The following is a 15,020-nucleotide window of genomic DNA, read 5'->3' as shown; positions in this document are numbered from 1 at the left end:
ATATGAAATTAGATTTACTTTAATTTCTTTTTAACTTCTACTGTTTCGTAAGCTTCGATGATGTCATATTCTTTGATGTCATTAAAGTTTTTGATGTTTAAACCACATTCATAACCTTTAGCAACTTCTTTTACGTCATCTTTGAAACGTTTCAATGAAGCTAATTCACCTTCGTGAATAACTACACCATCACGAATGATACGGATACTAGAGTTTCTGTAAACTTTACCATCAATAACCATACATCCAGCAATTGTTCCAACTTTCGTTACTTTAAATGTTTCACGAACTTCGATATTACCTGTAACTTGCTCTTTTAACTCTGGAGATAACATACCTTCCATCGCTTCTTTGATTTCGTCGATAGCAGCGTAGATAATCGAGTAAGTTCTGATTTCTACTTCTTCTTTATCTGCGATTTCACGAGCAGAAACACCTGGACGAACGTTAAATCCGATAATAATTGCATCAGAAGCAGAAGCTAATAATACGTCAGATTCTGTAATTTGTCCAACACCTTTATGTAAGATATTAACGATGATTTCTTCTGTAGAAAGTTTTTGTAATGAATCTGTTAATGCTTCAACAGAACCATCCACATCTCCTTTCAAGATAATATTTAACTCTTTAAAGTCACCTAAAGCAATACGACGTCCAATCTCATCAAGCGTAATGTGTTTCTGTGTACGAATAGTTTGCTCGCGTTGTAATTGATCTCTACGAGATGCAATTTGTTTCGCTTCACGTTCGTCTTCGTATACTTTAAACTTATCACCTGCTGCTGGTGCACCGTCTAAACCTAAAACTGTAACTGGTGTAGATGGACCTGCTTTTAGTACATTTTTACCACGTTCGTCTAACATTGCACGTACTTTACCGTGGTGAGATCCTGCTAATACATAATCTCCAATGCTTAAAGTTCCTGTTTGTACAATAATTGTAGATACATATCCACGTCCTTTATCTAATGCAGCTTCTACAACTGTACCAGATGCTTTACGGTTTGGATTAGCTTTAAGGTCTAATACTTCAGCTTCTAATAATACTTTTTCTAATAAATCTTCAACTCCTAAACCAGATTTAGCTGAAATTTCTTGAGATTGGTATGTTCCACCCCAATCTTCTACCAAGATATTCATTTGAGCTAATTGCTCTTTTACTTTTTCTGGATTAGCACCTTGTTTATCAATTTTATTGATTGCGAATACCATTGGTACTCCGGCTGCTTGAGCGTGAGAAATTGCTTCTCGTGTTTGTGGCATGATTTGATCATCCGCCGCAATAACGATAATTGCAATATCTGTTACTTGAGCTCCACGAGCACGCATCGCTGTAAAGGCCTCGTGACCAGGAGTATCTAAAAACGCTACACGTTTTCCACTAGGTAAAGTTACGTTGTACGCACCAATATGTTGTGTAATACCACCAGATTCACCAGCAATTACGTTTGCTTTACGTACATAATCTAATAACGATGTTTTACCGTGATCTACGTGTCCCATAACCGTTACGATTGGTGCACGAGTTACTAAATCTTCTTCTGCATCGATTTCTTCTTCTTCTGTAGAAATTTCTTCTTCTGCATTAGAGAATTTCGCTTCAAATCCGAAATCATCTGCTACTAATTGAATCGTATCAGCTTCTAAACGTTGGTTCATGGTAACCATGATTCCTAAAGACATACAAGCAGAAATAATTTCTGTTACAGAAACGTCCATTAACGAAGCTAATTCGTTAACTGTTACAAATTCTGTTACTTGTAATGTTTTGTCTCTGTCGATCGCTTCTTGCTCTAATTCAGCATATTCACGACGTTCTTTACGTTTATCTCTTCTATGTTTTGCACCTTTTGCTCCCTTACCTTTGTTAGTAAGTTTGTCTAAAGTGTCTTTAATTTGTTTTTTAACATCTTCGTCAGAAAGTTCTGCTGGAGGTACACGTTGTCCACCTCTGTAGTTTGTTATTGGACGATTGTTTCCTGTTCCTGGGCGATTGTTATTTGCTCCTCCAGGTCTATTGTTTCCTCCAGGTCTGTTATTACCAGCACCTGCTCCACCACCTTGACGGTTATTGTTATTACCTCCTTGGTGATTTGTGTTTCCTCCTTGACGGTTGTTGTTACCACCTTGGTGATTTGTATTACCACCTTGACGGTTGTTATTGTTTGCGTTATCGCCAGTTTTTGCTACATCTTCTGGTTTAACGTTTTTCTGAATACGCTTGCGCTTCTTTTTGTCAGCTGCACTATTCCCACCTTTTTGGTTCCCTTTTTTATCTTCAGGTTTTTTCTTATCAAATTTTGATAAGTCAATTTTTGTTCCTGTAAAATTAGGTCCATCTAATTTTGTATAAACGGTCTCAATTTTTTGAGATTCAGGCGCTACTTCTTCAATTTCTTCTTTCTTCACTTCAGGCTTCGCTTCCGATTTAATTTCAGGTTTTTTAACCTCTTCCACCTTTTTAGGTTCTTCTTTCTTCACCTCTTTTTTAACTTCCACCTTTGGTGTTTCCGCCTTTTTAGGTTCTGCTTGCTCTTTTTTAGGAGCTGGAGAATCTTGCTTTTTAGGTTTACCCGTATTATTTATTTTATCAAGATCAATTACCTTAATCACTTTAGGACCTTTTGTTTCCACTGGTGCTTCTTTCGGTTTTTCTTCAGCTTTTGGAGCTGGAGTTTCCTCTTTCTTGATTTCTTCTTTTTTCACTTCTTCCTTAGCTACAGCTTTTTCTTGCTTTGCTTTTGGTTTTAAAGCATCTAAATCTATTTTACCAACAGTTTTAGGACCTTCCAATTCAACTTTAGTCGTTTGTGTAATTTCTGGTTTTTCTGCAACTACAGTTTTTTCTGTAGGTGTAGGTTTCTCTATTACAACAGGTTTTTCGGCTGCCGCTTTTGCGTCTGCTTCTTTCTTTTCTGCTGCTTTGATATCAGAAATTTTGTTAATGACTACTTCACCGGAAGCTTGCTTTTGTTTCGCATCAGACCGGAACTCATTAACTAAAATATCATAAGTTGGCACATCGATTTTAGAGTTTGGGTTTTTTTCTACAGTTTGACCTTTGGCTTCTAAAAAATCAACAGCTCTATCTATTGATATATTTAATTCTTTTAATACTTTACTTAATCTTATTTCCGGCATATGAAACTAATCTCTTATTTTATATAATGTTTTGCAAATTTACAAATTGTTTATGACTTGAGAATGAATTAATCTTCAAACTCTTCTTTTAACACACGAATTACGTCTAAAATTGTTTCCTCTTCTAGGTCAGTTCGTTTTACTAAGTCATCTACGTCTTGTTCTAAAATACTTTTTGCAGTATCTAATCCTATGGCGCTAAATGCGTCAATTACCCAAGAATCGATTTCGTCAGAGAATTCTCTTAACTCTACATCTTCATCTTGTACTCCTTCTCTAAAAATATCAATTTCCATTCCAACAAGTTTAGAAGCTAAACGTACGTTATAACCTCCTTTACCAATTGCTTTAGAAACTTCGTCTGCATTTACATGTACTAACGCTTTGTTACGCTCTTCGTCAATCTCTATATTTGCGATTTTAGCTGGGCTTAATGCACGTTGTATATATAAACTTTGGTTGCTTGTATAATTGATTACATCGATATTCTCGTTGCGTAATTCGCGAACGATTGAGTGAATACGAGAACCTTTCATACCAACACAAGCTCCTACAGGATCAATACGATCGTCGTAAGATTCTACTGCAACTTTTGCTTTATCTCCAGGGATACGAACTACATTTTTGATTGTAATTAATCCGTCTAAAATTTCTGGAATTTCTTGTTCAAATAATTTCTCTAAGAATTTTGGTGATGTTCTTGATAAAATAATTTGAGGTTTTGCGCCTCTTAATTTTACATCATCAACAATTGCACGCAATGTTTCTCCTTTTCTGAAAAAATCTGATGGTATTTGATTTTCTTTTGGTAAAATCATTTCGTTTTGATCATCATCCATGATTATCACGTGTTTGTGACGTACATAGTGAATTTCTCCTGAAATAACTTCTCCTATTAATCCTTTAAATTTTTCGTATAAGTTAGAGTTATCATGCTCCATAACTTTAGAAACCAATGTTTGGCGTAAAGTTAAAATGGCACGACGACCTAATGCTTCGATCGGAATTTTTTCCGAAACTTCTTCACCTACTTCAAAATCTGGTTCAATTTTACGTGCTTCAGCTAATTCGATATCTGTTGCATCGTCTTCAGAAAAACCGTCTTCTACAACAATACGGTTATGCCAAATTTCTAAATCTCCTTTGTCAGGATTTACAATAATGTCAAAGTTATCATCAGAACCATATTTCTTTTTCAATACACTTTTTAAGGCTTCTTCTAGGATAGCCATAAGTGTAATACGGTCGATATTCTTATCGTCTTTAAAATCTCCAAAAGACTCGATTAATGCAAGATTGTCCATTACATTTTAAATTTTTAAAAGGTGACTTTTATTATCGCTTTCTTAATGTCAGCGTACTTTATTTTTTCTTCTTTTTCTACTGTAATTTTACCTTTTCCTACTGGTTTTGGTTCGCGTGCTTCCCAAAAAAGGATCACACCTTCTTCGTCTGCTTCAACAATTTCGCCTTCTATCACTTTATCATTCAATGTTGCTTCTAATGTACGACCAACATTTTTTGCGAATTGACGAGGCATTGTCAAATTACTACCAACACCAGGAGAAGAAACTTCTAAAGAAAAATCATCATCTTCACGATCAAGATTATTTTCTACGTAGCGGCTAATTCTTACAATTTCTTCAATAGGAACACCTTCGTCTCCGTCTATTAAAATAGATATTTTATTTTCTGGAGAGATTTTCCAATCGATAAGAAACAATGCCGGATTTTCCGCGATTGCTTCTTCTATGAGCTGTTTTACTTTATCTGAATCCATATACAACGAAAAAGAGAGCTATAACCAGCCCTCCTCCTTTTACTTCCTTAAATTCTTTGCAAATATATGCCATTTTTTTTTATTGACCTAATTTCAATCATTTAATCTCTATTAATTCATTAATTGCCAAACAAAAATTCCTATAAATATTAAAGTCAAAATAATATCATAACCTGTTGTCAAAATAAATCCTGCAAAAGATCCAAAGGCCGATTTTAAAGCAACTTTTGGTTCTGCCGCACTAAATGCTAATTCGCCTAAAAACGCACCAACAAATGGCCCAACTATAAACCCAATTGGTGGAAAAAATAAACCGACAATTAAACCGACAATAGATCCCCAAATACCATATTTGGTACCGCCAAGTTTTTTGGTCATATAAATTGGGAGCAGATAATCTAACAAAGCACCAATTAATACAAATAATCCTACAATAATTATTGTTCCCCAACCGTAGCTACAATCTCCACTAAATTTAAAAACCAATAAGCCAATCAAAGCCAATGGTGCGCCGGGTAAAACGGGTAAAAATGCACCTATTAATCCGACTACAAGTAAAATTCCGCTAATGATATTTAGTACCGAATCGTTATCCATATTATTTCTATTTTTAAAAATGTAACTTTGTACAATAAACAATTTTCTGCTTAAAATTTATGAAACTGCAAGTGCAAGATAAATCTTTTTATGAAGAATTTTCCGATGGTGTAAAATTTTTTTTCAATCAACAATTTAAAATTGATTTGTCCGAAAATCTTTTTAATTTTTTGGAAATAGTTGCTTGGATTGCAATTCTTTTTGTGATTGATTTTGTTTTGAGAGCTATTATTTTTCCGATTCTTAAAAAAATGACGAAAATAACTCAAAATAATTGGTTCAATTTCTTGTACAAAAACAAAGTTTTTACATCAACCATTCATCTTATACCACTAAGTTTTGCATTGAGCATGAATATTCTTTTGTTTAAAGATGATGGAAGTGTTTTTTATACCGTTCAAAAAATAACACAACTTATTACGCTTATCGTTTTTACCCAATTGATTTTTCGCTTTATCAATACTATAATCGATGTGTATAACGAAGAAAATAGTTATACCACAATTGGTGTGCGAACATTTGGACAGATGTTAAAATTTATCATTACATTTTTTTCTATCCTTTCTGGAATAATGATTCTTTTTACAGTCGATCAAAATACAATTATCACTGTTTTAGGAGCATTAACGGCTGCCGTTTTATTAATTTTTCGTGACGCTATTTTCGGATTTGTTTCGGGATTGCAGATTTCCTATTCAAAAATTGTAAAAGTTGGCGATTGGATTACAATTTCGAAAGGTGATATTGAAGGAACTGTAAAAGAAATTAATATCAATTTAGTAAAAATTGAAAAGTTTGATAAATCTATCGCAACTGTGCCAACTGTCGATTTGGTTTCCTCGCAAGTAACCAATCACATGCCGATGATGGCAACGGGAACACGACAAATTAAACGTTCTATTTCGTTTAACGTTAATTCGTTTAAATTTTGCGATGAAGAAATGTTAAATCAATTCGAAAAAATAACTTTAATCAATCACTATATTCTCTCAAAACGAGAAGAAATCACTCTTTTTAATCAAAATGTAACAAATTCTGAAATTGATATTAATGGTCGAAATCTGACTAATATTGGTGTATTCAGAATTTATGTTGAAAATTATTTAAAAAGTTTAAACACAATTTCTCAAAATGATTCAATTATTGTAAAACAACTTCCAGTTTCGCCTTTGGGCATGCCTTTGGAAATTGGTTGTTTTACGACAACTTCGAGTAATTTAGAATTTGAACGAATTCAATCCGATATTTTTGATCATTTATTAACTGCTTGTCGTAAATTTGAGTTAGAAATTATGCAATCAATTTCATTATCAGATATCAAAAAATTATAATACAAAAACAATGACCAAATTAAGTGTTAATATAAATAAAATTGCCACTATACGTAATGCGCGTGGTGGAAATACACCAAATTTAGTAGAAGCTGCGATTAAAATTCAAGAATTTGGTGGACAAGGAATTACAATTCATCCACGTCCAGACGAACGTCATATTCGTTACCAAGATGTTTACGATTTGAAACCTGTTGTAACAACAGAATTTAATATAGAAGGTAAACCTGTTGATAGTTTTATAGAATTGGTTTTAAAATCGAAACCAGAGCAAGTAACCTTGGTTCCGGATGCCGAAGATGCTATAACTTCTAACGCAGGTTGGGATACAATAAAGCATTTTGATTATTTGACAGAAGTAATCAAAACATTTAAAGAAGCAGGAATCAGAACATCTATTTTCTTAGATCCAAATCCAGCTTTAATAGAATCTGCTGCAAGAACTGGCGCGGATAGAATTGAATTGTACACAGAAGAATTTGCAACACAATATGGTTTAGGAAATTTAGCAGCGATTAATCCGTATAAAGAAACTACAAAATTGGCTTTAGCAAATGGATTAGGAGTAAATGCGGGACATGATTTAAGCTTAAAAAATATCGAATATTTTATTCGAGAAATTCCAGAAATTGCAGAAGTTTCTATTGGACATGCCTTAATTTCTGAAGCTTTATATTTAGGTTTAGAAAACACAATTCAAACTTATTTACGTAAAATAGAATTGGCAAATCTTTAGAAAATGGTAGAAATCTTACACAGTAAAATTGTAGGTTCGGGCGAAAAACATTTGTTGGTTTTTCATGGTTTGTTCGGTCAATTGGATAATTGGAACACCATAGGAAAACATTTTGGCGAATATTTTACGACTCATCTTATCGATTTACGAAATCATGGACGAAGCTTTCATAGCGATGATTCTTCGTTAGCAGCAATGACGCAAGATATTGTGAATTATTTAGACGCAAACAATATACAAAAAGCGCATCTTTTAGGACATTCTTTAGGTGGACGAATTGTGATTGATTTCGCGATGATTCATCAAGATAGATTAGATCATTTGATTGTAGCTGATATGGCGCCAAAAGCGTATCAACCACATCATAACGCAATTTTTAAGGCACTAAAATCGGTTAATTTTGATGAAGTTGAATCTCGCAAAGATGTTGAAACAATTTTAAGTCAATATATTCCTGAAGTTGGTGTTCGTCAATTTTTATTAAAAAACGTTTACAATGCCGAAAATGGTAAATATGCATTTCGCTTTAATTTGCCTGTTTTAGATAAATTTTACCAAGAAATGATTGGGCAAGATTTATTACAAGGCGAGTTTGATGGTCCAACATTATTTTTAGGTGGCGCGAATTCTAATTACATTTTGCCAGAAGATGAAATGATGATAAAAGAACGTTTTCCGAAAGCAATTATCAAAAAAATTGCAAATGCAGGACATTGGATTCATGCAGAAAATCCAAAAGATTTTACAGCAGAAATTTTAGATTTTTTGTTGAATAAATAAAATACAAAAGGTAGATCATTGATCTACCTTTTTAATGCTCTATATTTTTTTACTTCAAACGAAATAATGTCGTCTTTTATAAATTTTTGAGTAGAATATGCAAGTAATTCTATGTTTTCATAAGAAAATCTGACTAAATAATCTCTTCCCTGAAATTTAGTTTCGATTACTTTTCCTCTAAAATTTCCGTTATCAGAAATCTCAATTTCTTCGGGATAAATAACAACCGAAGTCGTTGTGTTGATTGATAATTTTGGAGATTCATCGTTTCTCAACACATTTACATAACCAAACAATCGCGTTACATACTCGGAAGCAGGAAAATTTCGCACATTTTCTACTTTATCAAATTGAATCATATTTCCGTTTTGAAGCACAAGAATTTTATCCGAAGTATAAAATGCATCACTCAAATCGTGAGTTGTAAAAATTACTGTAATTTGATGCGCTTTACACCAATTCATAATTTTTTCTCGAATTGATAATTTTAAAGTTTGATCAAGATTAGAAAAAGGTTCGTCTAACAATAAAATCGCTGGTTGTTGCGCCAAAGCACGCGCTAACGAAACACGTTGACGCTGACCTCCACTTAATTTATTTGGAAAAATGTGTTTAAAATCGGTTAACTCGACCACATCCAATGCTTCATAAATATTTTTTTGTTTTAGCGCTAAATCAAAATTACTTAAGAATTTTCCGACATTTTCGCCAACCGTCACAAAATCTAATAAATCATAATCTTGCGCCACATATTTCATCATTTTATGCCCTGGAATCAGGTTATACAATGGTCCTTTTAATTTTTTATCACCATATTTTATTTCTCCTTCATTAAAATCTAACAAACCGTAAATCAACTTCAATAATGTTGATTTTCCGCTTCCACTCTCGCCTATTACACTAATTACTTCTCCCTTTTGTACAGCGAAATTTATATTGTTTAATACATTTTCGGTAAATCCTGGATAATTATAATTAAGATTGTCAATCTTTAGCACAATTGAATAAATTTTGATTATTTTTGGTTAAAGATATTTAGAATTATTCAAAATGATTTTAATATTTATTTCATTAATTGATATAAGTCAATATAAACTATCAATTTAAGTTATAATTTTGTCTCAAATAAAAAAACGATATGAAAAAATTATTTTTAGGTTTAGCTGTTGTTTCTGCTGTTGCATTAACATCTTGTGGTGGAAATACAGATACTGTAAAAACGACAGAAGCGCAAGAAGGTGCAACATCTACAGAAGGTGCTGTAGATTATAATGTAGACACTGCAACGTCTGTTGTAAACTGGAAAGGTGGAAAAACTTTTGACGATATCAACAAACCTGAAGAAGGACATTACGGTGTTGTAAAATTAAAAGAAGGAACTGTAAAAGTAAATAATGGTGTTTTAGAAGCTGGTAAATTTGTTGCAGATTTTACTTCTTTTGAATCTAAAGATTTAGATGCTGATGCAGAAAGCAAAGGAAAATTAGATGGACACTTAAAATCTGCTGATTTTTTAGATGTTGAAAAATTCCCGACTGCAACTTTCGAAATTACAGCTGTAAAACCTGTTGAAGGTGGAGATTACAATTCTGAAGTTTCAGGAAATTTAGACTTCCGTGGAACTCCTAAAAATGTAACTTTTAAAGCAAACGTAACTGTTGATGCAAATGGAGTTACAATTAAATCGGAAGAATTCGGTATCAACCGTAAAGATTTCGGAATTACTTTCGTTGGTGGAGGTGGATCTATCGTAAAAGACGAAGTATTATTACAAGTTGATTTAACAGCTAAACCAGCTACTGCTGAAGCTACAAAATAATAAGTTTTTATAACTTATAAATACAAGCCATACATGCAAATGTGTGGCTTTTTTTGGCAATATGTTAAAAAAAAACATTTCTTCGTCATTTTTTCTATGAAAATTAAACGAACTTAATTATATTCGTACTCATAATTAATAACATACATTAACAAAACAATGAAAACAATTAAGTTCTTCCATTCGGACGAAACATTGAATTACAAAATTGAAAAATCATTATGCAAAGTCGTTTTTCAAGGAAATAAAAAATGTTTATTGGTAGAAATCCATTCCAATGATGACTTAGAACATGTGGAGGCAGACTCATTACAAAATGAATTTCCTCAACTTTCTCTCTTTATCGACGATTTTCCGTTAGATGTAGAATCTGTAGAACAATTAAATGGTAAAAAAGTATCGATACCTTACGGTTTTGCTGAAGAAGAAGACGAAGATGGCGATCCTGTTGACGTTTACTACACATCATTAAATGTTTCTGAAGAAGATTACGAAACGGTAAACAACGAATTAACATTTAGCGTAAACGACAAAGGAATTTTAACCTTAAATTGGAAAGGAGAAGTACAAGATTTTACAAATAATGATGGTGGAGATTTACCATTTGAAGTAGATTGTACATTTGAAGAATTTGAATTTAACGAAGACGATTTCGAATAATTTTTCGAATAAAACCATAAAAATAAAAGGCTCTCAGAAATGAGAGCCTTTGTTATTCTATTAATTTTTAAAATTATCTTCCTTTCATAAAAATCCAAGCTAATAATCCCCAACCAACAACCATTAACAAACCACCAAGTGGCGTAATTGGTCCTAAAAATTTGAGATTAGCGCCCCAATGATCTGCAAATGACAGTAAATAAATACTTACAGAAAATACAAATGTACCTGCAATTAAACACCATGTTGCAGAACGCTCTAAAGTAGTATTAAACTGAAAATACATTCCGATTGCTAATAACGCAATGGCGTGATACATTTGGTAACGAACACCAACTTCAAAACTTGCTAATTTTTCGTCTGGCAAAAATTTCTTAAATGCATGAGCACCAAATGCTCCTAAAATAATCGCGATCATTCCGTACAAAGACGCAATTGTTAATACAATGTTTTTCATGTTCTATTTTTTTTATTTACTCGGATTTCTTTTTTCCTGCTACAAAATCTTTCAAATAATACGGCTCAAAATAAGCCACATCTTCTACTAAATTCTGATTAAATTTATCTTCTGCAAGTTGACACATATATTTTGCTGAAGGAAAAATTTGTATAAATGTTGCATCTAAATGACGCAAAGTTTCTTCACATTTTTCTGCTCCATCACCTACAAAAACAATCTTTTTTCCTTGTAATTCTTCAAAAGAAGTTTCATCAATTACTTTTGCTTCGGTGTCGGTTAATTGCTTTCCAAAATTATCGTATTGCGCCGTATAAACCTCCATTCTGCGCGCATCAATCATCGGAATAATCAAATCATATCCTTGATTAATTTGAGATTCTGCCAATATCTGTAACGAATTAATTGCCAACAAAGGCAAATCTAATCCATACGCAAAACCTTTTGCAGACGAAACGCCTATACGCAAACCCGTATACGAACCGGGACCTTTGGATACACAAATTGCATCTAAATCTTTCAATTTAATTTCTGCACCGTCAAGACACCACTCAATAAACTGATTTAGTTTTTCGCCGTGTGCAAAACTTTCTTCATTTTCTTCAACCAAACATAGTTGAACGCCATCTTTGGCAATCGAAACCGAACAATTTTTTGTTGAAGTTTCTATATTTAAGATTGTTGCCATGTTGCAAAGATACAGCACGAAATTTAGATTGACTTTGTTTGAAAAGATGATTTTCGAATAGTTTTCTAAAAAAAGTAGAAACTAAATATGGTTATTGTTAAAGATAAGATTCTAAAACGAATTTGGATTGATGCAGAAAACTTATGAAACCAAATTTATCTTAGTTTCACGCTTCTTAATCAAGAATCTGTATAAAATTTGAAGTATTTTATTAATTAGAATCTAATGTAATTGGAACTCCAGCATAAAAATCTAACACTTTTTGTTTAAAAATGTAATTGTATTTTGCTTGTAACATTTGCGATTCCGAAACCATCATATCATTTCGAGAACGATTAAAATCGTACAAATTAATGACACCAGCATTGTATGATTTTTGTGCAAAATCATACGAAATTTTTGCATATTTAACGGCTTCTTTAGACGAATCGTAAGACGCAAAAGAACTGTTTACTTCGAAATAAGCAGATTGTACATTTTTTTGAATTTCTTGTTTAGATTGTAAGAAATTATTCTGCGCTAAATCTTGGTTAATCAACGCTTTTTGAATATTAATTTTATACGAATATTGATTCCAAATCGGAATAACAACACTTACACCAAAAACGCCCGTTACATTATGTCCCAATTGTGTAAACAACGCATCTTGTTGCAATCTTTTGTTAAAATATTGCATGTAATTTGTTCCTAAATTAAAACTTCCCGTAATTTTTGGAAACAATGAAGTTCGTGCAATTTCTGTTGATTTTGCAGCAGATTCTATTTGTAATTCTGCATATTTAACGGCTGGTTGAGAATTGTAAGCCGTTTCTAAAACATCTTCTAAATTATACAATTGCGAGTTAATATTCTCTGGTAATTTAACGTCTACAACTCTAAAATTTCTGTAGTCATCTAACTGCAACAACATCGCTAAATTAAATAAAGCACGTTCTATTTCTATCTGAGAATTTACAACTTCTCTTGTGTTAGATGCAACTTCGGCTTCGGCCTGCGCAACGATAGATTGTGCGATTGTACCTGCTTTAAACTTTTTACGATTTTGATCTAACAATTGCTTCGAAATATCCAAATTACCAACTGCAACTTGTTTCAATTCTTTGTTTAATAAAACGGCTAAATAGTAATTTGCAATCTGCAACGAAATATCATTTACAGTAATTTCTGTCTGTACTTTAGCTGCTTTTAAATCTATATCTGCTTTATCTTTATTTAACTGCACAACACCACCGCTGTAGATATTAATACTAGATTGCGCACCAAACGAATGTCCAAATTGATAATATCCTTTCTCAATAACCGGATTATACGTTCCAATTGTAAAATTGGTGTCCACATAGCCAGAAACCGTCGGTAACCAAGCATTGTACATCAACTCTTTGTCTTTATTAAAAAGTTCTTCGTTGATTTTATTTTGTTGAACCGTCAAGTTATTTGTATTTGCATACATAATACATTGCTCTATTGTCCAATCTTCTTGGGCAAAAGAGTAAATTGATCCTAAAAATGTTAGCGCAAATAATAGACGTTTCATATAATTGTTAGTCAGAAAAATTAAAGATATAAAATAAGTCGAATTTCTGTAACAAATGTTACGAAATTCGACTTAAAATATTAAAATAATAATTTATTTAATCTTTTATTTTAGATGCAACCGCAAATTCTTCTGCAAATGCAGCAATTCTTGTTGCAACTTCTTCTTCGTCAGTTGCTCTTAAATATGAACTTGACATAGAGATTAAGATTTGATGAAAAAAGCGTTTCATATCATCTTGTGTCATTTCTTTTGTCCATAAATCAATGCGTAAAGCTTCTTTAGATTTATCGTCCCAAACAGATAATAACATTGCTTTTGTTTCTTCGTGACTAATTCCACCATCTGGTGCATTCCAAGTCATTTTTTCTGGTACGTTATTTTCATCTAACTCGATGTCAACTGAAATATTTGTTGTTCTCATATAATTCTATTCTTACTATTATTTTATAAAATGATACGTTTCTCCATTAATGGATTTCGTAGTATAATTTGTTGTATTATCTCCCTCTAAAGCTGGTTTATATTTAGAATCTTTAAATATTTTTGCTCCATCCATATCTTCCAACAACGCTTTAAGCTCTACTTTTGGATTCTCTTTTAAATAATTTCTGATAATTTGCCAACCAATCCAAGCCGCAATTCTACCTGGTGATTCCTGCTCAATTTCGTTATTAAATTTTGAAAAAGGTGCAACACTCAAAAATCGTTTTTGTAACGAAGCATCCGAACTAAAAACATAATTTTGCTCGACAAAAAAGTTCCAAATCTGACCTTCATTCGCTATACACCACTGGATTTGTTGAGGCGTATAACCCATTTTATATTCATCGGGCGTATCAGTTAACAAAGCATCTTGCAAAATTAATTTTTTACCTTCATAAATCATCTTATCAATAAACTGCTGATTTCTTGGACTAAATGTTACAATATTATTTGCAATTGCATCTACAGATTGTGCTGGCAAACGATTAATATCCATGTTTACACGCATATATCGCTCTACACCAATACTATCATATAATTTACTTTTTGGACCAAGATAAGCATCCATCGCAATAAACATCAAACCTGCTTGTTGACTGTACATCACAGGATAATCTAAATTTTGTAAACCCGAAGAATACGTATAAATAGTTGGTAATTTATATTCAGGAAAATAATGTTGATAACGCTGAAACATTGGTGTTAACGCACTATTTAATTGCGTGAAATCTCCAAATACTTTTTTAGATTGACCATAAATACTTAACTCCGTTTTTTCGCGGCGTTGTTTTTCCCAAGTTGCATCGGGCGTTTTGGCATCAAAAAAGAAAGGATAATTTTGGCGTAAAGTTGTTAATGGAATTGTGTCATTAAAAAAATCTGCACTAATGTCCTGTATTTTTAATTGAACCGTTTGTTCTTTAACATCCACATCCCAAGTTTTCTCTTTTTTACACGCAGTAAATAAAATTAAACTCGCAAAAGCCAAGCGATATACAAATTTCATTGTTTG

15 protein-coding genes are annotated in these 15,020 nt (G+C 32.5%); 5 read left to right on the top strand and 10 right to left on the bottom strand.

The features are described 5' to 3' along the window. Positions 1 to 14 precede the first annotated feature (14 nt). From infB to BM072_RS04060, 4 genes are all read right to left on the bottom strand, one after another. Entirely contained in the window at positions 15 to 3,140 is a 3,126-nt protein-coding gene (infB, locus tag BM072_RS04075) for a translation initiation factor IF-2 (protein WP_092906814.1), read from the bottom strand. A gap of 68 nt (positions 3,141 to 3,208) precedes the next feature. Then, positions 3,209 to 4,444, bottom strand: coding sequence for a transcription termination factor NusA (gene nusA, locus BM072_RS04070; RefSeq protein WP_092906812.1), 1,236 nt, complete (start codon positions 4,442 to 4,444; stop codon positions 3,209 to 3,211). 14 nt (positions 4,445 to 4,458) lie between these two features. Then, on the bottom strand, positions 4,459 to 4,920 hold the full coding sequence (gene rimP / locus BM072_RS04065; RefSeq protein WP_092906810.1) for a ribosome assembly cofactor RimP: 462 nt from the start codon (positions 4,918 to 4,920) through the stop codon (positions 4,459 to 4,461). A gap of 111 nt (positions 4,921 to 5,031) precedes the next feature. Continuing rightward, a complete protein-coding gene (locus BM072_RS04060) occupies positions 5,032 to 5,517 on the bottom strand; it encodes a DUF456 domain-containing protein (protein ID WP_092906808.1) in 486 nt (161 codons plus the stop codon). Positions 5,518 to 5,576: 59 nt separating this feature from the next. Here BM072_RS04060 and BM072_RS04055 point away from each other — a divergent pair, with 59 nt between their 5' ends. The 3 genes from BM072_RS04055 to BM072_RS04045 are packed head-to-tail and all read left to right on the top strand — an operon-like array spanning position 5,577 to position 8,364. Further along, positions 5,577 to 6,848, top strand: coding sequence for a mechanosensitive ion channel family protein (locus BM072_RS04055; RefSeq protein WP_245752050.1), 1,272 nt, complete (start codon positions 5,577 to 5,579; stop codon positions 6,846 to 6,848). A 10-nt stretch (positions 6,849 to 6,858) separates the two neighbouring features. After that, positions 6,859 to 7,584, top strand: a complete 726-nt coding sequence (locus BM072_RS04050; protein WP_092906806.1) for a pyridoxine 5'-phosphate synthase — start codon at positions 6,859 to 6,861, stop codon at positions 7,582 to 7,584. Between the two features lie 3 nt (positions 7,585 to 7,587). Further along, the gene (locus BM072_RS04045) at positions 7,588 to 8,364 is read left to right on the top strand and encodes an alpha/beta fold hydrolase (protein WP_092906804.1); all 777 of its coding nucleotides are present in this window, start codon (positions 7,588 to 7,590) and stop codon (positions 8,362 to 8,364) included. Positions 8,365 to 8,387: 23 nt separating this feature from the next. On the opposite strand, the gene BM072_RS04040 is transcribed toward BM072_RS04045, so the two are convergent. Next, the gene (locus BM072_RS04040; RefSeq protein ID WP_092906802.1) at positions 8,388 to 9,362 is read right to left on the bottom strand and encodes an ABC transporter ATP-binding protein; all 975 of its coding nucleotides are present in this window, start codon (positions 9,360 to 9,362) and stop codon (positions 8,388 to 8,390) included. 140 nt (positions 9,363 to 9,502) lie between these two features. Here BM072_RS04040 and BM072_RS04035 point away from each other — a divergent pair, with 140 nt between their 5' ends. After that, positions 9,503 to 10,183: a YceI family protein gene (locus BM072_RS04035; protein WP_092906800.1), complete on the top strand. Its 681-nt coding sequence runs from the start codon at positions 9,503 to 9,505 to the stop codon at positions 10,181 to 10,183. A 159-nt stretch (positions 10,184 to 10,342) separates the two neighbouring features. Next, positions 10,343 to 10,843, top strand: a complete 501-nt coding sequence (locus BM072_RS04030) for a hypothetical protein (RefSeq protein ID WP_092906798.1) — start codon at positions 10,343 to 10,345, stop codon at positions 10,841 to 10,843. Positions 10,844 to 10,916: 73 nt separating this feature from the next. Here the strand turns inward: BM072_RS04030 and BM072_RS04025 are convergent, their stop codons facing one another. From BM072_RS04025 to gldB, 5 genes are all read right to left on the bottom strand, one after another. Continuing rightward, complete coding sequence (locus tag BM072_RS04025; RefSeq protein ID WP_092906796.1) at positions 10,917 to 11,300, bottom strand: DUF423 domain-containing protein; 384 nt, start codon at positions 11,298 to 11,300, stop codon at positions 10,917 to 10,919. Between the two features lie 16 nt (positions 11,301 to 11,316). After that, positions 11,317 to 11,988: a tRNA (adenosine(37)-N6)-threonylcarbamoyltransferase complex dimerization subunit type 1 TsaB gene (tsaB, locus tag BM072_RS04020; RefSeq protein WP_092906794.1), complete on the bottom strand. Its 672-nt coding sequence runs from the start codon at positions 11,986 to 11,988 to the stop codon at positions 11,317 to 11,319. Positions 11,989 to 12,199: 211 nt separating this feature from the next. Then, positions 12,200 to 13,522 (bottom strand): TolC family protein, encoded by a 1,323-nt coding sequence (locus BM072_RS04015; protein ID WP_092906792.1) that lies wholly within the window; start codon positions 13,520 to 13,522, stop codon positions 12,200 to 12,202. Between the two features lie 97 nt (positions 13,523 to 13,619). Next, positions 13,620 to 13,946 (bottom strand): gliding motility protein GldC, encoded by a 327-nt coding sequence (gldC, locus tag BM072_RS04010; protein WP_092906790.1) that lies wholly within the window; start codon positions 13,944 to 13,946, stop codon positions 13,620 to 13,622. Positions 13,947 to 13,964: 18 nt separating this feature from the next. After that, the gene (gene gldB, locus BM072_RS04005) at positions 13,965 to 15,014 is read right to left on the bottom strand and encodes a gliding motility lipoprotein GldB (protein ID WP_092906789.1); all 1,050 of its coding nucleotides are present in this window, start codon (positions 15,012 to 15,014) and stop codon (positions 13,965 to 13,967) included. Between the last annotated feature and the right edge of the window lie 6 nt (positions 15,015 to 15,020).

This window comes from Algoriella xinjiangensis (assembly GCF_900115015.1).
Lineage (GTDB): Bacteria > Bacteroidota > Bacteroidia > Flavobacteriales > Weeksellaceae > Empedobacter > Empedobacter xinjiangensis.
This window is presented reverse-complemented; position numbering and strand designations above follow the sequence as displayed.

Bases quoted from the DNA above. Each gene is read 5' to 3' on its own strand.
- gldC (WP_092906790.1), bottom strand. From the start codon at position 13,946: ATGAGAACAACAAATATTTCAGTTGACATCGAGTTAGATGAAAATAAC.
- gldB (WP_092906789.1), bottom strand. From the start codon at position 15,014: ATGAAATTTGTATATCGCTTGGCTTTTGCGAGTTTAATTTTATTTACT.
- infB (WP_092906814.1), bottom strand. From the start codon at position 3,140: ATGCCGGAAATAAGATTAAGTAAAGTATTAAAAGAATTAAATATATCA.
- BM072_RS04060 (WP_092906808.1), bottom strand. From the start codon at position 5,517: ATGGATAACGATTCGGTACTAAATATCATTAGCGGAATTTTACTTGTA.
- BM072_RS04030 (WP_092906798.1), top strand. From the start codon at position 10,343: ATGAAAACAATTAAGTTCTTCCATTCGGACGAAACATTGAATTACAAA.
- BM072_RS04045 (WP_092906804.1), top strand. From the start codon at position 7,588: ATGGTAGAAATCTTACACAGTAAAATTGTAGGTTCGGGCGAAAAACAT.
- tsaB (WP_092906794.1), bottom strand. From the start codon at position 11,988: ATGGCAACAATCTTAAATATAGAAACTTCAACAAAAAATTGTTCGGTT.
- BM072_RS04025 (WP_092906796.1), bottom strand. From the start codon at position 11,300: ATGAAAAACATTGTATTAACAATTGCGTCTTTGTACGGAATGATCGCG.
- rimP (WP_092906810.1), bottom strand. From the start codon at position 4,920: ATGGATTCAGATAAAGTAAAACAGCTCATAGAAGAAGCAATCGCGGAA.
- BM072_RS04050 (WP_092906806.1), top strand. From the start codon at position 6,859: ATGACCAAATTAAGTGTTAATATAAATAAAATTGCCACTATACGTAAT.
- nusA (WP_092906812.1), bottom strand. From the start codon at position 4,444: ATGGACAATCTTGCATTAATCGAGTCTTTTGGAGATTTTAAAGACGAT.
- BM072_RS04035 (WP_092906800.1), top strand. From the start codon at position 9,503: ATGAAAAAATTATTTTTAGGTTTAGCTGTTGTTTCTGCTGTTGCATTA.
- BM072_RS04055 (WP_245752050.1), top strand. From the start codon at position 5,577: ATGAAACTGCAAGTGCAAGATAAATCTTTTTATGAAGAATTTTCCGAT.
- BM072_RS04015 (WP_092906792.1), bottom strand. From the start codon at position 13,522: ATGAAACGTCTATTATTTGCGCTAACATTTTTAGGATCAATTTACTCT.